The sequence below is a fragment of the Methylorubrum podarium genome (assembly GCF_040270385.1).
GTDB lineage: Bacteria > Pseudomonadota > Alphaproteobacteria > Rhizobiales > Beijerinckiaceae > Methylobacterium > Methylobacterium podarium.
The window spans coordinates 1-16,525 of record NZ_JBELQE010000033.1 but is presented as its reverse complement, the minus strand read 5'-3'; the positions used below and the strand labels follow the sequence as shown (position 1 = coordinate 16,525).

The window sequence follows — 16,525 nt, the reverse complement described above, 5'->3', positions numbered from 1 at the left end:
CCCGCTTGTCGCCCGGCAAGCTTGCGCGGGGATGGGGACACGGGTGCGCGGAGGATGTCGCGTTGCATCGGGATGGCCGGCCAGGCTGCGCGGTCGCAAGGTCGATTACGCTGCGGAGGACGGGCTATGCGGACATCGCACTCATGCAAGTTCGCACTGTCATCGCGGAAACGTGATGCGATCACGCAAATTTTATCATTTGATAACTGATCTCTAGCAGGAGTGGTGTTGCGTCGATGTTGGGGTCATCCTCGCACAACTCTCGGAGCGGACCATGCGGATCCTGGATAATGCGAGATTGACTATCAAAACAGCTTTGCCGATCGCCTTATTAATATCGGTTTCGATCGGGTTGATTTTCTATGCTTATAAAACAATCAATGATTTGTCTGCTCAGACGAAACAGATTGTCGATATCCAGGCCAAACGACTGGAAAACATACTCACAGTCAGAATTCATGCGAACGAACTCGCTATCCAGTCGCGCAACATTATCCTTGAAACTCGGCAGAAGGAAATGGAGAACTATAAGAAACGCTATGACGCGGCAGTGGCTTCCACGCTGGAAACGGTCGATCGGTTGATCGAACTCGCCGACACCCCCGATCGGCGCAGGACGAACGAGGAATTCCGTAAAGTCGCCGAGGGCATGGTCGCCGTCATCGAACGCGCCGTCCAGGCGGGATTGAGAAACGAGAACGATTCCGCCACCAAGATTCTGCTGACGGAGGCGGCTGAAGCCCGTGCCAAGCTGCGGGAGACCGTCCAAGTACGCATCGATCGACTGACCGCGGAACTCGTCGGCGCACGCGATGATGCGGAGCGGGCCGCGAGCCGGTCGAGCCTGATCCTCAGCATCGCGTCGGCACTGGGTTTCGTCTTCGCCCTCGGACTTGCCGCCATCATCACGATATTTGGTGTCACCCGGCCGCTGGCCAGCCTCGTCGCGGTCCTCCAGCGCATGGCCCAGGGCGAGATCGACGCGACGATCCGCGAGGCGAAGCGCGGTGACGAGATCGGCGCGGTCGGCCGGGCGGTCGAGGGCATCAAGGCCATGGTGGCGCAGAAGGCCGCCGAGCAGGCTGAGATGCGCCGCATCGCCGACGAGGCCGCCGCCGCCGAGCGCCGCCGCACCATGATCGAGCTCGCCGACGGCTTCGAGCGGGCGGTCGGCGGCATCGTCGGCCGGGTGTCCTCATCGGCGACCGAGCTTCAGGCGACTGCGCAGCAGATGGCCCAGACCGCCAACGAGACGGCGAGCCAGTCGAGCACCGTCGCCGCGGCGGCGGAAGAGGCCGCGAGCAATGTCGGCACCGTCGCGGCGGCGGCCGAAGAGCTCGGCGCGTCGGTCGAGGAGATCGGACGGCAGGTCCAGGGCTCCGCCGGCCTCGCGCAGAACGCGGTGGCGGAGGCGGACCAGACCGGTCAGCTCGTGCGCGAGCTCAGCCGCACCTCGGCGCGGATCGGCGACATGGTCAGCATGGTCTCCAACATCGCCTCGCAGACGAACCTGCTCGCCCTCAACGCCACGATCGAGGCGGCGCGCGCGGGCGAGGCGGGACGCGGCTTCGCCGTGGTGGCGACGGAGGTGAAGGAACTCGCCAGCCAGACGGCCCGCGCCACGGACGAGATCGCCGGTCAGATCAGCGAGATCCAGGGCGTCACCGAGCGGGCGGTCACGGCGATCGGCTCGATCACCGGGCGCATCGGCGAGATCAACGCCGTCGCCGCGACGATCGCCGCCGCCGTCGAGCAGCAGGGCGCGGCGACCCAGGAGATCGTGCGCAACGTGGCCCAGGCCTCGACCGGGACGACGGAGGTGACGCGCAACGTCGTGGGACTGGCGCAGGCCTCGGACGAGGCGGGCGCGGCGGCGAGCCAGGTTCTGTCGGCGGCCTCCGAGCTGTCGCGCGAGTCGGAGCATCTCACCAGCGAGGTCGATCGCTTCCTGGCCACCGTTCGCGCGGCCTGATCCGCGCTCGGCGAGGAGCGTCGCCGAAAAGCAGAGGGCGCGGAACGGGGATACCGTTGCGCGCCCTTTGTCGTGATCAGGGCGCTCACCGGGATCGGCATCCCGAAGGAGACGATTCCGACCCCGAAATCGCCGCCCGCCATGAGTCGGGAGGAGCCCTGGATCAAGATGAGCGCTCGCTCACCGCCACGGCGTGAACCGCTCCTCTCAAGGTCGGGTCGGTGGTGGCGTGGCAAGTTTGCACGGGATGGAGGGCAATCGCCTGCCGGATCGCGTGGCAAACAGGTGGTCACGAAAATGTTATCAAAAGAGAAAGGATTTTCCACGAACGGTAGTAATCCGAGCAAAGCTCGCTTCTATCCAGTAATGTTGGGGGCAACATGAAGATCCTGGCTAATACGAGGCTGATAACTAAATCAGCCGTGCCAATATTGGCTGTTCTGTTTGTTTCTATAGGCATGATATTCTACGCTTATAGTACTATATCGGGACTCGCCGAAAGAACAAAACAGATCGTCGATTTCCAGGCGGCAAGGCTTGAAAACATCCTGTCGGTCAGGATTTACGTCAACGAAGCGAGCGTCCAAGTCCGCAACATCATCATCGAGACTCGCCAGAGTGAGATGGACGGGTACCGGAAGCGCTACGAAGCGGCCGTCGCTTCGACCTATCAAGCCAGCGATCGGCTGATCGCCCTCGCCGCGGACGCCGAGCGGCGTCGAGCGAACGAAGATCTGCGTCAGTCGGTCCAAGCCTTCTTCTCCATCACCGATCGGGCTCTCCAGATGGGCCTGCGCAACGAGAACGAGGCGTCCAGCCGACTTCTCCTGATGGAAGGGTCAGTTGCACGCGCGAAGCTGCGCGACCAAGTGCAACCGCGGATCGACCTCCTCACGGCCGAACTCGCCAAGGCCAAGCAGGAGGCCGATCAGGCTGCCAGCCAAGCCCGCATCGTCCTGACGCTCGCGTCGGTGCTGGGGTTCCTCGCCGCGATCGGACTTGCGGCGACGATCACGATCTTCGGTATCTCCCGTCCGCTGGCGAGCCTTGTTTCTGTGCTGCGGCGCATGGCGGACGGCGACGTCGATGCGCGGATCCCTGAAGCCGCCCGCGGCGACGAGATCGGTGCCGTCGGCCGGGCGGTCGAGGGCATCAAGGCCATGGTCGCGCAGAAGGCTGCTGAGCAGGCCGAGATGCGCCGCATCGCCGACGAGGCCGCCGCCGCCGAGCGCCGCCGCACCATGATCGAGCTCGCCGACGGCTTCGAGCGGGCGGTCGGTGGCATCGTCGGCCGGGTGTCCTCGTCCGCGACCGAGCTTCAGGCGACCGCGCAGCAGATGTCCTCGACCGCCAGCGAGACGGCGAACCAGTCGGGCACCGTCGCGGCGGCGGCGGAGGAGGCGGCGAGCAACGTCGGCACCGTCGCGGCGGCGGCCGAAGAGCTCGGCGCGTCGGTCCAGGAGATCGGACGGCAGGTCCAGGGCTCCGCCGGCCTCGCCCAGAACGCGGTTTCGGAGGCCGACCAGACCGGTCAGCTCGTGCGCGAACTCAGCCGCACCTCGGCGCGGATCGGCGATATGGTCAACATGATCTCCAACATCGCCTCGCAGACGAACCTGCTGGCGCTCAACGCCACGATCGAGGCGGCGCGCGCGGGCGAGGCGGGCCGGGGCTTTGCCGTGGTGGCGACGGAGGTGAAGGAGCTCGCCAGCCAGACCGCCCGCGCCACGGAGGAGATCGCTGGCCAGATCGGTGAGATCCAGGGCGTCACCGAGCGGGCCGTCTCGGCGATCGGTTCGATCACCGGGCGCATCGGCGAGATCAACACGGTCGCCGCGACGATTGCGGCGGCGGTCGAGCAGCAGGGTGCGGCGACGCAGGAGATCGTGCGCAACGTGTCCCAAGCTTCGGTTGGGACGACGGAGGTGACGCGCAACGTCGTGGGCCTGGCGCATGCCTCAGAGGAGGCGGGTGCGGCGGCGAGCCAGGTGCTGGCGGCGGCCTCCGAGCTGTCGCGCGAGTCGGAGCATCTCACCAGCGAGGTCGATCGCTTCCTGGCCACCGTCCGCGCGGCCTGACCCCTGCTCCGCGCGGGGCACGATCCAGAACGCATCGGGCACGGAACGGCCTCGCCGTTCCGTGCCCGATCGAACGCGCCGTCACATGCAATCGCTTACAGCGGCCTGTTCACTGTTAATCGACGCATGGCAGGCCATCGCATCGCGTGCTGCCAACGGGCAACACCGATGCTAAGATCAGAACGCAGAAGCTTTCACCCTTCCCCAAGGTCAAGGCTCTCGTGAGGGACCGGGCGGCCAGGTCTCGACAGCTTTCTCCGCCCGGTCCCGCCTTCGCCGCCGTTTTCGCGGCGCCGTCCTGGCCCGGCATCCCTCAGAATCCCGTCGCGATCCGCCCGTAGGTCATCTCGGCAAACGCGTAGATCTGCGAGCCGACGAAGGTGCCCGTCACCAGCATCACCAGCAGGATCGCGACGATCTTCGGCACGAAGGTGAGGGTCACCTCCTGAACCTGGGTCAGCGCCTGCAGCAGGGCGACCGCGATGCCGACCAGCATCGCCGCGCCGACGGAGGGGCCGGCGGCGACCAGCACCGTCCAGATCGCGGACCGGACGAGTTCGAGGGCGTCGACCTCGTTCATGGGATGCGTGACTAGCTGATGGAGATGCCGGAGGCGAGCAGCATCTCGCGGCCGTCGGTGAGCTTGGCCATCACGCCGTCGCCGGTGACCCGCACCGACTGCACCGTGCCGGTCGTCAGGCCGTCCGCCGAGGTCAGCGTCCGCCCGATGATCGCGTCGGCCTGGTTCAGGAAGCTGGAGGTGAGCAGCGAATCGAGCTTCTGGTTGGTCTTGGTGGCCTGCTCGACCTGCGAGAACGAGGCGAGCTGGCCGACATATTCCGTCGAGTCCATCGGCTTCGTCGGGTCCTGGTTCTGAAGCTGGGCCATCAGCAGCTGCAGGAAGGTGTCGGCGTTCATTTTGGAGGCGACGGAGGTCGCCGCCTTCGCCGCCGCGGCGGTGGTGGATCCGGTGGTCGTGCCGGTGCTGGTGACGTCCATGGGTCAGGCCTTGTCGGAGGGAAGAGCCGGCCGGGCTCGCATCGCCGGCCGGCGGCGGGGGCCGGACCGGGCGGGCGAAACGAGGGCAGCGGGCGGCACCTCGGGGAGGGGCCGGCCGGCGCCGAGCAAGTCGGCCTCCGCCGGGTAGAGGCCGCGGATGAGCTTCAGCGCCTCGAAGGCGCGGCCCGCCTCGACGAGGGCGTGCGCCGCCGCCAAGCCGTCGCGGATGGCCGGCTCCGTCGTGGCGGCGAGGATGCCCTCCTCGATCTGCGCGTAGAGCGTCCGGGCCGGGCCGGCCTGGGCCGGGGCGATCAGCATGGTCTGCGCCGCGAAGTAGAGCTGGCGCAGGGGCGTCGTCGCCTCCTCCGCCTGGAGGACGTGACCCTCCAGCAGGAAGGTCGCGTCGTTCATCAGTTCGAGCGCGACCTTGCGGTCGACGCGCACGACCGCGCCGTTGATGTAGACGCGCTCGCCCGCCTTCAGGTTCAGGTGCATGGTGCGGGCGGCGGCCCGGCCGGTCTCGCGCGTCATCGGCCGCCCCTCACTGCAAGCCGTCGCGGATCGAGGTGTTGACCTCGATCAGGGCCGCGAGGCTGCGCTCGGGCGTGCTCAGCACCTCACCGGCCTCGCGCATGTTCCACAGGCCGATGGCGACGAGGTCGGCGCGCAGACCCTCGGGCAAGCCGTTCTCGGGGTCGAGCAGGTCGGCGATCAGCACGTTCCAGAGATTCTGGATCGATCCGACCGCGGCGTGCCGCTCCGGCCCGGCCCGCGAGCCCTGCGCCTCGGCCGTGCGCAGCAGGCCGAGCGCCCGGTCGAACGCCTCGCGCTCGCGCTCGCGGCCGAGGTCGGGCGCGTCTTCCATGATCTCGGCATAGGAAAGGCGATACATCGGGGCCTACGCTCCGTACTCGGTTTCGAAAAAAGCGGGCGTTCAGGAGATGAAGTTGATCAGGCTGAGGCTGCGCAGCTGCGCGGTCAGCCCGTAGGACATCTGCATCTGGGTCGTAATGGCATCGACCCGGGACTTGGCTTCCGCCGGATCGACGCTCTCCAGGTCCCGGATCTGTCCGGTCAGCAGCGCGGTCTGCTTGGCCATGCGCGCATTCGCCTCCGTGATCTGGCTCTGCGCGCGGCCGAGATCGGCCCGCATCGTCGTGAGGCTCCGGCTGGCCTCGCCCAGCAGGTCCGTGACCTTGCCCATCGCCACCGCCTGCGCATCCTGCGACAGGCCGGCGAGGCCGAGCCCCGAGGCGATGACGTAGGCCATGCCGAGCTTGCGGAACGGTTCGGCGTTCGCGCTCACTGAGGTGCTGACGGTCTCCGTCAGCGAGATCCGGCTGTCGATCGTCCGGCTCGACGCCTCCGACCACGTCCCGCTCCAGTTCACCTCCGTGAACTGGCCGGTGAGCATGCCGTCGATGAAGCCCTTGATCTCGGCCGGGGTGATGCCGGACGCCGCTGGATCGCCGGGGGCGAAGCCGAAGAAGCTGACGAAGGCACCGTCCACCGCCGTCTTCGCGGGCGAGGCCGGGATGCCCTCGTAGGGCGTGAGCGGCGCCGTTGCGCTGTTGGTGCCGCCGAACACGAACTGGCCGCCCGCGCTGGTGTTGAGGGTGCCCGCCAGCGCGGCGAGGCGACCGCGCGTCGATTCCGCGGCCATCGCCGCGCGCTGGTCGGCGGGGAGCGCGGTGAGCTCGTTGAGCGTCGCCTCGGCGGCGGATTGGATCTCCTGGAGCGCGGTCTGCGTGGCGTTGAGCCGGAGCGAGGCCGCGGTGTTGCTCTGGGTCAGCGCGGCGAGCACGGCGCTCTGCCCGCGCAGGCCGAAGGCCCCGGCGACGCCGCCGCCGAGCGTCGCACCGACATCGGCGAAGCGGCCGGTGCTGATCTCCTTGGTCGCGGTCGCGAGATCGGCCTGGAGACGCCCGACGCCGGTGCGCGGCGCGTTCCAGAGGTTGAGGCTCGAGATGAAGCCGGTCGTCATCATCGCCGTATCACCGCACCGCGTCGAGAAGGGTCTTGAGGAGGTCGTTGACGACCGAGATGAGCTTGGCCGAGGCGCTGTAGGAGCGCTCCAGCTGCAGCGCGAGCGCGGTCTCGTCGTCGCCGTTCACGCCGGCGACGTTCGACAGCGCCTCGGTGGCGCGGGAGAGCAGGGTCTTCTGGTACGAGGCGGTCGTCGAGGCGTCCTTGCGCTGCGCTTCGAGCCATCCCGCGGAGGCCGCGGCGAGGTCGGGCAGGCTGGAGGCCGCGCCGAATCCGAGCGCCGGATCGACCGGCTGCGCGGCGGAGAGCGTTGTGAGGAGACCGCGGAGGCGGCCGGCATACGCCGCGTCGCCGGCCGCCGCCGGGTCAGCGTAGTCGCTGCCGTTCATGCCGCCGCTGCGCAGCAGGGCGAGCGATCCGCCTCGGGCGGGATCGACCGCCGCGTTGATCGTGATCGACGCCGCGAGGCCGGTGCGTCCGGCGGCCGTGGCGGCGGGCAGGATCGCGCCGCCGCCCGCGGTGAACAGGCCCGCCCGCGGACCCCCGTCGGCCCCGACGGAATCGCTTTCCGCGAAGGCGGCGATCAGGCCGCCGGCCAGCGCGTCGAGCTGCCCCTCGTAGGTCAGCGCCGCCCCGTCGCGCAGGCTCGCGAGCCCGGCGATCCGCCCGGAGGCGAGCGGCATCGGCGAGGCGGCCCCGGTCACCGGCACGCCGTCGATGGTCACGGTGCCGCCGACGGTGCCGGCGGCGAAGGTGGCGGTGGGGGAGAACGCGACCGTCCGCGGGCCGCGCTCGAACAGGGTGACGCCGCCATCGGTGTAGAGCGCCATGTCGCCGCCCTCGCGGGCCACGGCGGTCACGCCGATCTCCTGCGACAGGGCGGTCAGGATCCGGTCACGGTCGTCGAGGGCGTCGGTGGCATCGCCGCCGAGCGCCGTCAGCTTGACGACCGCGCGGTTGGCGGCGTCGAACCGGCCGAGCAGGTCGTTGATGCGGGTCACCGAGTCGGCGATGCCGGCATCGGCCTCCGCCCGCGCGGCGTGGACCGCGTCCGCCGCCTGGTTCAGGCTTCCCGCCAGAGCCTTGGCCGCCTCGACCGCGTCGCGGGCGAGCTGCGCGTTGTCGGGCTGGTTGGCGGCGGCCTGGAGAGCGGCCTGGAAGGTGGAGAGCCGCGCGGCCGGCGCGGTCGGGTCGTCGGTGTCGCCGATGGTCTGGGCGAGCTTCGTCAGTCCGGTCAGCAGCGCGTCGCCGCGGGCGGCATCGGACGAGGCGGCGAGCGTGCGAGCATAGAGCGCCGGGTCGCCCGCGCGGGTGATCGTCACCGTCGCGCCGCCCGCGCTGCCGGCGACCAGCGTCGCGACCTTGCGCGAATAGCCGGGATCGTTCGCACCCGCGACGTTGCGCGCGGACACGGCCATCTGGTTCGAGGTCGCGAGCAGCGAGGCGCGCGCGGTGTTGAGCGCGAGGGTGAGACCCATCGGTCGGTTCCTGGGACGCGGTACGAGACGGCTGCGCCGGTGTCGGGCCGGCGCAGCCGGATGCGCCGCCGCGCGAGGGCGCGGCGAAACGGGCGAACGGATGCGGCGCGTCAGCGCTTCAGGTTCATCAGGGTTTCGAGCAGCTCGTTGCCGGTCATGAACACCTTGGAATTGGCGGTGTAGACCGTCTGCGACTCGATCATCGTCGTCAGCTCGGTGCTGACGTCGACGTTGGACTGTTCGAGCGCGCCGGCCTTCATGATGCCGCGTCCGCCCTGGGCGGCGAAGCCGATCTGGATGTCGCCGGACTCGGCGCTCGTCGTGAAGACGTTGCCGGCCCGCGGCGTGAGGTTGTCCGGGCTCGCCACGTCCGCGAGCGGCACCTTGAAGGCGGCCTTGCGGGTGCCGTCGGAATAGACCGCGTAGACCGTGCCGTCCTCGCCGAAGGCGGTGCCGCTCACCGCGGTCGGCGAGGAGCCGTCGGCGGTGCCGGAGAGATTGTGGTCGCCGGAGAGCTGGGTGAGCCCGCCCAGATTGACCGTGACGCTGCGCCCGTTCGGCACGTTCACGACGGCCGACCCGCCGCCGCTCACCTTGCCGTTGCCGTCGAAGGTCACGGTAGTCGAGCCGACGGGGGGAGTCGGTGCCGCGGGGTTGATGAAGCTCACCGACCACGTGTTGGCGGCGGTCTTCGTCATCTGCACGTCGAGGGTCACCGGCTGGCCGACGTTGTCGTAGACCTTGAGCGAGTTCTTCTTCGAGTAGCCGACGGCGCCCGTCGCCAGGGGATCGTAGACCGGCGTCTCGAACGAGAGGTTGCCGCTGATCGTGGCGGAGGTGGAGGGACGTGCCTCCTGCCCCATCACGCTGACATTGACCGGCTTGAGGTCGGCCACGCCGTTGAGGACGGGGTTCGGGGTGCCGTTGGCGAGGCTGTAGCCCATCAGGGTGAAGCCGCCGGCATTGACGAGGTTGCCGGTCTTGCCGTCGACCACGAAGTTGCCGGCCCGCGTCATGAAGGGCGCGCCGGCGGCGTCGCTCACCACGAAGAAGCCGTTGCCCTGGATCGCGAGATCCTTGTCGGAATTGGTGGAGGCGATGGGACCGCCCTCGCTCACCGACCGGCGCAGCGTGGTCTCGACCGCGCCCGAGTTGTAGTTGCCGACATCGCCGGAATCGAGCAGCAGCGACGAGAACTCGGCCGAGGTGCGCTTGTAGCCGGTGGTGCTGGCGTTCTGGATGTTCTCCGCCACCGTCGAAATGCGGTTCGACTGAGCGTTCATCCCGGAGACGCCGGTTCGGAGCACGCCGATGAGACTCATGCTGAGACCTCGTTGACTTTCGAATTCATGCGCACTGGACACGGTGTCGCTTGCGCGGGGCTGAAGAAGGGGGCGATCCCGGACAGCGATGCGCCACGCGCATCGCTGTCCGGGATCGCGAATGCGGGGCGGCGGTCGTCCGCCGGATCTTCGAAATGAGACATCACGCTCATCCCCGCAGGGATTGGGCGAGTTCGAGGAAGGCGTCGCGGCTCGGAGGCTGGCCCGGCTCCTGTCGCAGGGCCTCGTAGATCCGCGGCACGAGGCTCACGGCCTGGTCGAGGTCGGGATCGCTGCCGGCGCGGTAGCCGCCCATGAGGCGCAGGTCCCGCGTCTCCTCGAAGCGGGCCATCATGCTTTTCAGCTTGCGCACCAGCTCGCGCTGGTCCCCGGTCCAGACCTCGCCCGCGAGGCGCGAGATCGAACCGAGGAGGTCGATCGCCGGATAGCGGCCCTGCTCGGCGATGGCGCGGTCGAGCACCACGTGGCCGTCGAGCGTGCCGCGGATCGAGTCGGCGACCGGGTCGTTGTGGTCGTCGCCATCGACCAGCACCGAGAAGATGCCGGTGATCGTGCCGGTGCCTTCGGCGCCGGGGCCGGCGCGCTCCAACAGCCGCGGCAGATCCGAGAAGACGCTCGGCGGGTAGCCGCGTGCCACCGCCGGCTCGCCGGCGGCGAGAGCCACGTCGCGGGCAGCGTGGGCGTAGCGGGTGACGGAATCGACGATGAGCAGCACCGACTCGCCGCGATCGCGAAACGATTCGGCCACCGCCAGCGCCACCTTCGGCGCCTGGCGGCGCATCATCGGACTCTCGTCGCCGGTCGAGACGACGATCACGGCGCGGTCGCGCGCGGCGGCGATCGGCCCTTCGAGGAACTCGCGCACCTCGCGCCCGCGCTCGCCGACCAGCGCCACCACGACGCTGTCGAAGCCCTGGGCGCCGGCCAGCATCGCCAGCAGGGTCGACTTGCCGACGCCGGAGCCGGCGAAGATGCCGATGCGCTGGCCGGCGCAGAGCGGCGTGAACAGGTCGATCGCCCGCACCCCCGTCGGCAGCGGGGCCTTGACCCGCGCCCGGGTCATGGCGGCGGGCGGGTCGGCGTCGAGCGGAACGCTGTCCGGCCCTTCGAAGAGCGGCCCGAGCCCATCGACGGGGCGGCCGAGCGCGTCGATGACCCGGCCCTTCCAGCGCGGGTCCGGGCGCAGCTGTGCCGGGCCGATGCGATGAGCGAGGCTGCCGATGCCGGCCTCGATCCGGCTCTCGAACGGCTTCACCGTGGCGCCGGCCGCGTCGATGCGCACCACCTCGCCGACCTGGGTGCGGCCGTCCGCGGAAAAACCCATCCGGTCACCCAGGCGCACGAAGGCGGAGACGCCCGCGACCCGCGCCGCGCTGGCGGTCACCTCGCGCACGGGGCCGCCGACCCGCACCAGCGGCAGGTCGCGGCGCCCGGCCTCCATCGCCCTCTCCAGGCGCTCGATGGCGTTCGTGCTCATCGTGCTCATCCGGCTAGCCCTGCGGACCCAGCGTCTTGACGGCGCCGGTGAGGGTGTTGTCGGCCTCCGAGGTCATCGTCGCCGCGCTCTCGAAGGCGCGCTGGATCGCGATGAGCTTAGTCATCTCCATGATCGGGTTGACGTTGGCGCCCTCGACGTAGCCCTGGACGAGGCCGATCCGGGTGAAGTCCTGCACCGGCCGGCCGGGGATGCTCGCGCCGATCGCATTCGGGCCCGAGCGCGTCAGCGCGGCCTTCGGGTCGAGGGTGAACAGGCCGAGCGCGCCGACTTGGTTGACGCCCTGGTGGATGCTGCCGTCGCGGCCGATCACCGGCGGACCGGCCTGGGGATCGAGCAGCAGGGCGCCGCCGCCGGGATCGACCACCGGCAGGCCGCCCACGGTGCGCAGCTGGCCGTTGGCATCCATCGTCAGGCGGCCGTCGCGGGTATAGAGCGTCTCGCCCTTCGGTCCCTTCACCCCGAGCCAGGCATCGCCCTGGACGGCGACGTCGAGGGCGGAATCGGTCTTCGTCGTCTGGCCGGCGACCCGCGAGATCGCGTTCTTGCCGGGTCCGACGAAGGCGACCTCGCCCCGGTTCGAGCGGGCGAGCAGTTCCGAGAAGCTGACTTCCTCCGCCCGGAAACCCACCGTCGCCATGTTGGCGACGTTGTTGGCGGTCGTCGTCAGACGCTTCTCGAGGGCGATCTGGCTCGACAGGGCGACGTAGAGACTGCTCTGCACGGCTCTAGCCTCCGGCCCGCGACGTCTGCAGGTTCGTGAGCGTCTCGGCGTCGATGCCGCCGGAGCCGGTGAACAGGGCGAGCACGGGCGCGCTGGCGGTGTTGTTCTGCGCATCCCAGATGGCCGCGAAGCGCCGCACGAAGGCGTCGAGCTTGGCCGGATCCTTCAGGCTCGCGACGTCGATCTTCTTGGCGATCAGCTCGGCGCGCTTGGCCAGGGCCTCGCTCGTCGCCGCGCCGCTCGTCGCCGGCAGGCCGATCACGGTGTTGGCGACCTGGCTCAGCGCCGCGTCACCGAGGATGTCGAAGGCGCTCGTCAGCGTCGGGGCCTTGCGGGCGAAGTAGAGGGCGAGGCGCACGCCCGTGTCGGCGTCGCCCGCTTCGCTCTCCAGCGATTGCTGCAGGTAGGCCTGCGTGACGGCCAGCGCCATCGAGTCCGGGCCCAGATCCGTGCCGAACCCGACATCGGCGGCGGTCCGGCCGGCGGTGAGCGGCACGTTGCGGATCGCCAGGGTGCGGATCGCCCCGCCCGCGCTCACCAGCGTGTCGGCATCGCGCCCGGTGCCCCCCGCGACCCCGTCGGCGCCGAGATCGGTCAGGCCGGTGGTCTCGAAGAACAGGCTGCCGTCGGCGGCGAGCCCCGCCTGGACCTTGCCCTTGAGGGCCGAGGCATCGATCTGGGCCGCCACCGCCGCGGCGATCTCGCCGGGCGTCACCTTCGACAGGTCCGCCACCCGTCCGGCGAGCGTCTGCGCATTGAGACGGATCGTGACCGATTGCGTGGTCGCGGCATCGAGCCGGGATTCGACGAGGAAGCCCGCCTCGGACCGGCCGCTGAAATCGTAGGCGTCGGCCAGCAGCTTGGGCGCGCTCAGCGAGGCGGTGCGGGGCGCGAGGCCGAAGCTGGCCGCATCCGCGCCCGCGGCGGAGACGCCCTGGCCGAAGCTGAACGCCTTGGCGAAGGCGGTGTAGCGGTCGTCGGCGAGCCGGTTGGCGAAGCTCGCCGCGCTGGCGGCACCCTCCTCCAGCACCTTGCGCATGAACGCCTTGGCGTAGGTCATCTCCTCCAGGCCGTAGGCCTTCATGGCGTAGGCGTAGAGGCGCTGGTCGCCGAGCAGGTCGTCGACCGACTTCACCCGGCCGATATTGGCCTCGTAATAGGCGGTCTCCCGGGCGACGCTCGGCTCGGCCGCCTTCCGCTGGAGAGAGGCGGTAAGATCCTTGGCGATCAGCCGGTAGCTGGTGAGGGTGTCGGTCACGGGCGGGCGCCTGGGCGGGAGCGCGGGAGGAAGGCGGCCATCGGCGCGGCGAGGGCAGGGTCCGAGGCTGCCTCTAGGCCCGCACGCTTGCTCCAGGCTTGCCCGGCGGGGATGCGGGCCGGGATCACGAGGCGGGCCCGATGATCGTTTCGGTCGTGATCACGACCCAGCCCGCGCCGGTGCGGCGGATCGACAGCACGCGGCCCGCGCCGGGCAGGACGCTGCCGAGCGAGACCGCGAACCGCCCGTCGCGGCTCTCCAGGGTCGCGACGCCGTCGGCGACGCCGCGCAGGGCGTAGCCGCCCGCGGCGAGGCTCGCGGGCGGCGGCATCGGCGGCTCGCTCGATCCCTGGGGGCCGGCGGCGGCCACGGGACGGTCGGGCAGCGAGCCGGTGGTGACGGGATCGAAGTCCGGGTCGGCGAGGCGGCCCTGCGCCACCGTCTTCTTCCAGGCGAAGGGCGTCATGCCGGCCGGCAGCACGGCCTGCACGTCGTAGCCGTGGGTGCCGGTCGAGATGGCGTAGCCGGCGAAGCCGCCCGCGGTCAGGGCGAGCAGGACGAGGCCGGCGAGCACGGTGCGCTCCCCCGCCGCCTCCCTGGCCCGGCGGGCGGCGATGCTTCCCGCCAGCGGCCGCGACGGGAGCCCCGGGATGCGTGCGGCGCCCCCGGAAGGGGTTCGCCGTGCAGGATCTGGCGTCATGCGGGCCTCGGTGGATCGGTCCCGGGCGCCTGCGCACGAAACGTCTTCGCGGCGCGCCGCCCGGGGAGCGGGAGCGTCATCGTTCACGATCCGTGTACGTTTATGCTTGACGCCCGGTTAACGACGCTGCGCGAACGGCTGTCCCGTCTCATCGACAGCGCTGCGGACGGTCGTTAAGCCGAAACGGGAACGAGGCGCCGGGAAGCGAGCATGGCCGATCCGCGGGAAGCTGTTGTGCCGAACCCGGCCGAGCCGGTGGCGCGGGCGGGACGGCGTCACCGCGTCGTGCAGCAGGGGCGCATCGTCCTGGGTCCCGAGCGGCTGGTCGCCTGCACCGTGCGCGACCTCTCGCGGACGGGCGCCAAGATCCGCGTCGCGCCCGAACAGGTCCTGCCGGAGACCTTCTCCCTCGTCATCGCCGCGCACGACCTGCGCACGATGACCGCCCGGCTGTGCTGGCGCCGCGGCGATTTCGCCGGCGTCGCCTTCGACGGCGAGCCGGTCGCTTGAACCACCCTTCGATTGCAGCGCGGCCGGATCCCGCTCCGGCCTCTTGTCCACAGACGGGCCCCCGGCCTGTGGAGGGTGTCGGATGGGACGGCGGTGCTCCGGCCGGCTTAATCGGTTCGTAACAGGCCCCGGCCATTCTCACGCCATCGACAGGCGCTTCCCGCAACCAGGCGGCGCCCTCGAGAACAGGCCAGCGGGTGAACCCTCAGACGGGTTCATAGACATGATGTCGGTCCGCTGATCCGGTGCGAGTCCGGAGGTGTGATGCGCGGCGCTCCGAGCCCGACGGGCTCGCCGCGGCCCCCTTTTCGGGCCGTGCGGCCGCACCGGTGCGAGCCCGGTCCTCAAGAACCGCCCCGTCCTTCATCATTCCCGGAAGATAGATCCGTGACCAGCCTGCTCACCAACATCTCCGCCATGACGGCGCTGACGACGCTCAAGGGCATCAACCAGCAGCTCGACGCGACCAGCAACCGCGTCTCCACCGGCCAGCGCGTCTCGACCGCCTCCGACAACGCCGCCTACTGGTCGATCGCCACGACCGTGCGCACCGACAACGCCTCGCTCTCGGCGGTCAAGGACTCGCTGGGCCTCGGCTCCTCCGCCGTCGACACCGCCTATAACGGCCTGAACTCGATCCTCTCCGACATGCAGAACCTGCGCGCCAAGCTGCAGACCGCGCTGCAGCCGGGCGTGGACCGCGCCAAGGTGCAGACCGAGATCAAGGCGATCCAGGACAAGATGAAGGCCACGGCCGACTCGTCGACCTCCTCGGGCCAGAACTGGCTCTCAGTCGACTCCTCGGCCTCCAACACCAGCTACCAGGCGACCCAGAACGTGGTGGCCGGCTTCTCCCGCGCCTCGTCGGGCGTCGTCACCTTCTCGAAGATCGGCGTCGACGTGAACGCCATCAAGCTCTACGACGTGAACGCGTCCAGCATCACCACGGCGGCCACCGCCGGCCAGGTGTTCGGCACCACCTCCCTCACCGGCACGGCGGCCTTCCGTCCCGCCGATGCGGTCGTCGCCAACCGCGGCACCGCCGATTTCAGCGGCACCAACGAGGTGAAGTTCAACCTGTCGCTCGGTGACGGCTCCACCGCGCAGATCACCCTCAACCGGGCGAACCTGTCCTCCGCCGCCGCCGATCTCTCGCGCGTCACCACCGACGAGTTCCTGAACGCGATCAACAATCAGATCGCCGCCGACACGGCCGCGACGCCCCTCGCCGGCAAGGTCGCGGCGTCGCTCGACAGCGCGGGCCGCCTGACCTTCACGACGACGGCGACCGGTGCGGGCACCAACGCCCAGGTGACGGTGCTGAACGTCGCCGCCACCGCCGGCAACACGCTGATCGACGTGGGCTTCGGCGCCGGCACGCCCGCCGCGACCGACGCCCGGACCGGCGCGGGAACCGCGGCGGGAACGACGACCGGCAAGGGCATCCTCGACACCGTCGATGCCGGCACCACGTTCTCGCTCGCCACGATCAACATCGGCAGCCTCGTCGGCACCGCGGGCGACACGGCCCTGCAGAACATCATCACCCAGGTCGAGAAGGCGATCGCCAAGGTGACGGATGCCGGCACCAAGCTCGGTGCCAGCAAGACCCAGATCGACGGCCAGAAGACCTTCGTCGACACGCTGATGAAGGCCAACGACCGCACGATCGGCATCCTGGTCGACGCCGACATCGAGGAGGAGTCGACCAAGCTGAAGGCGCTCCAGACCCAGCAGCAGCTCGCCGTCCAGGCGCTCTCGATCGCCAATTCCGGCAGCCAGACCGTGCTGTCGCTGTTCCGCTAAGGCGGGACGTCCCGGCCGCCGTCGCGGCCGGGCAAACCTGAACGCAGAAAGGGGGGGGGGGGGGGGGGGGGGGGGGCGGGGGGGGGGGGGGGGGGTTGTGGGGTTGGGGGGGGGGGGGGGGGCGCGCGCCGCCGCGGGGGGGCGGCCGCCGCCCCCCGCTGCGGCCCCGGCGCGCG

At 70.0% G+C, this 16,525-nt stretch carries 15 protein-coding genes; 4 read left to right on the top strand and 11 right to left on the bottom strand.

What is annotated here, in order from left to right; translation table 11 throughout:
* The first annotated feature begins 274 nt into the window (after window positions 1-274).
* Both ABS772_RS05340 and ABS772_RS05335 read left to right on the top strand, forming a co-directional pair.
* Window positions 275-1,972, top strand: a complete 1,698-nt coding sequence (locus ABS772_RS05340; RefSeq protein WP_350392811.1) for a methyl-accepting chemotaxis protein — start codon at window positions 275-277, stop codon at window positions 1,970-1,972.
* 380 nt (window positions 1,973-2,352) lie between these two features.
* On the top strand, window positions 2,353-4,050 hold the full coding sequence (locus tag ABS772_RS05335; protein ID WP_238255617.1) for a methyl-accepting chemotaxis protein: 1,698 nt from the start codon (window positions 2,353-2,355) through the stop codon (window positions 4,048-4,050).
* Window positions 4,051-4,363: 313 nt separating this feature from the next.
* Here ABS772_RS05335 and ABS772_RS05330 read toward each other — a convergent pair whose 3' ends face one another.
* The 11 genes from ABS772_RS05330 to ABS772_RS05280 form a co-directional block, all read right to left on the bottom strand.
* Window positions 4,364-4,630: a flagellar biosynthetic protein FliQ gene (locus tag ABS772_RS05330; protein WP_012452597.1), complete on the bottom strand. Its 267-nt coding sequence runs from the start codon at window positions 4,628-4,630 to the stop codon at window positions 4,364-4,366.
* 11 nt (window positions 4,631-4,641) lie between these two features.
* Window positions 4,642-5,049, bottom strand: a complete 408-nt coding sequence (flgD, locus tag ABS772_RS05325) for a flagellar hook assembly protein FlgD (protein WP_350392809.1) — start codon at window positions 5,047-5,049, stop codon at window positions 4,642-4,644.
* 3 nt (window positions 5,050-5,052) lie between these two features.
* Entirely contained in the window at window positions 5,053-5,544 is a 492-nt protein-coding gene (gene flbT, locus ABS772_RS05320) for a flagellar biosynthesis repressor FlbT (protein ID WP_407942966.1), read from the bottom strand.
* A gap of 46 nt (window positions 5,545-5,590) precedes the next feature.
* Window positions 5,591-5,941 (bottom strand): flagellar biosynthesis regulator FlaF, encoded by a 351-nt coding sequence (gene flaF, locus ABS772_RS05315; protein WP_238255621.1) that lies wholly within the window; start codon window positions 5,939-5,941, stop codon window positions 5,591-5,593.
* A gap of 42 nt (window positions 5,942-5,983) precedes the next feature.
* Entirely contained in the window at window positions 5,984-7,036 is a 1,053-nt protein-coding gene (locus ABS772_RS05310) for a flagellar hook-associated family protein (protein WP_350392805.1), read from the bottom strand.
* A 7-nt stretch (window positions 7,037-7,043) separates the two neighbouring features.
* Window positions 7,044-8,513 carry a flagellar hook-associated protein FlgK gene (flgK, locus tag ABS772_RS05305; protein WP_350392803.1) on the bottom strand — a complete coding sequence of 490 codons (1,470 nt, stop codon included), beginning with the start codon at window positions 8,511-8,513 and terminating at the stop codon, window positions 7,044-7,046.
* 110 nt (window positions 8,514-8,623) lie between these two features.
* Window positions 8,624-9,835 carry a flagellar hook protein FlgE gene (locus ABS772_RS05300; RefSeq protein ID WP_238255624.1) on the bottom strand — a complete coding sequence of 404 codons (1,212 nt, stop codon included), beginning with the start codon at window positions 9,833-9,835 and terminating at the stop codon, window positions 8,624-8,626.
* Window positions 9,836-10,004: 169 nt separating this feature from the next.
* On the bottom strand, window positions 10,005-11,333 hold the full coding sequence (fliI, locus tag ABS772_RS05295) for a flagellar protein export ATPase FliI (RefSeq protein ID WP_350392802.1): 1,329 nt from the start codon (window positions 11,331-11,333) through the stop codon (window positions 10,005-10,007).
* Window positions 11,334-11,346: 13 nt separating this feature from the next.
* Window positions 11,347-12,075, bottom strand: coding sequence for a flagellar basal-body rod protein FlgF (gene flgF, locus ABS772_RS05290; RefSeq protein WP_350392800.1), 729 nt, complete (start codon window positions 12,073-12,075; stop codon window positions 11,347-11,349).
* A 4-nt stretch (window positions 12,076-12,079) separates the two neighbouring features.
* Complete coding sequence (locus ABS772_RS05285; RefSeq protein WP_350392798.1) at window positions 12,080-13,333, bottom strand: DUF1217 domain-containing protein; 1,254 nt, start codon at window positions 13,331-13,333, stop codon at window positions 12,080-12,082.
* 124 nt (window positions 13,334-13,457) lie between these two features.
* The gene (locus ABS772_RS05280) at window positions 13,458-14,033 is read right to left on the bottom strand and encodes a hypothetical protein (RefSeq protein ID WP_350392796.1); all 576 of its coding nucleotides are present in this window, start codon (window positions 14,031-14,033) and stop codon (window positions 13,458-13,460) included.
* 210 nt (window positions 14,034-14,243) lie between these two features.
* Between ABS772_RS05280 and ABS772_RS05275 the strand changes: the two genes are divergently transcribed.
* Window positions 14,244-14,543: a PilZ domain-containing protein gene (locus ABS772_RS05275; protein WP_350392795.1), complete on the top strand. Its 300-nt coding sequence runs from the start codon at window positions 14,244-14,246 to the stop codon at window positions 14,541-14,543.
* A 387-nt stretch (window positions 14,544-14,930) separates the two neighbouring features.
* Complete coding sequence (locus ABS772_RS05270; RefSeq protein ID WP_238255634.1) at window positions 14,931-16,349, top strand: flagellin N-terminal helical domain-containing protein; 1,419 nt, start codon at window positions 14,931-14,933, stop codon at window positions 16,347-16,349.
* The last annotated feature ends 176 nt before the right edge of the window (window positions 16,350-16,525 follow it).

Bases quoted from the DNA above. Each gene is read 5' to 3' on its own strand.
- ABS772_RS05340 (WP_350392811.1), top strand. From the start codon at position 275: ATGCGGATCCTGGATAATGCGAGATTGACTATCAAAACAGCTTTGCCG.
- ABS772_RS05335 (WP_238255617.1), top strand. From the start codon at position 2,353: ATGAAGATCCTGGCTAATACGAGGCTGATAACTAAATCAGCCGTGCCA.
- ABS772_RS05330 (WP_012452597.1), bottom strand. From the start codon at position 4,630: ATGAACGAGGTCGACGCCCTCGAACTCGTCCGGTCCGCGATCTGGACG.
- flgD (WP_350392809.1), bottom strand. From the start codon at position 5,049: ATGGACGTCACCAGCACCGGCACGACCACCGGATCCACCACCGCCGCG.
- flbT (WP_407942966.1), bottom strand. From the start codon at position 5,544: ATGCACCTGAACCTGAAGGCGGGCGAGCGCGTCTACATCAACGGCGCG.
- flaF (WP_238255621.1), bottom strand. From the start codon at position 5,941: ATGTATCGCCTTTCCTATGCCGAGATCATGGAAGACGCGCCCGACCTC.
- ABS772_RS05310 (WP_350392805.1), bottom strand. From the start codon at position 7,036: ATGATGACGACCGGCTTCATCTCGAGCCTCAACCTCTGGAACGCGCCG.
- flgK (WP_350392803.1), bottom strand. From the start codon at position 8,513: ATGGGTCTCACCCTCGCGCTCAACACCGCGCGCGCCTCGCTGCTCGCG.
- ABS772_RS05300 (WP_238255624.1), bottom strand. From the start codon at position 9,835: ATGAGTCTCATCGGCGTGCTCCGAACCGGCGTCTCCGGGATGAACGCT.
- fliI (WP_350392802.1), bottom strand. From the start codon at position 11,333: ATGAGCACGAACGCCATCGAGCGCCTGGAGAGGGCGATGGAGGCCGGG.
- ABS772_RS05280 (WP_350392796.1), bottom strand. From the start codon at position 14,033: ATGACGCCAGATCCTGCACGGCGAACCCCTTCCGGGGGCGCCGCACGC.
- ABS772_RS05275 (WP_350392795.1), top strand. From the start codon at position 14,244: ATGGCCGATCCGCGGGAAGCTGTTGTGCCGAACCCGGCCGAGCCGGTG.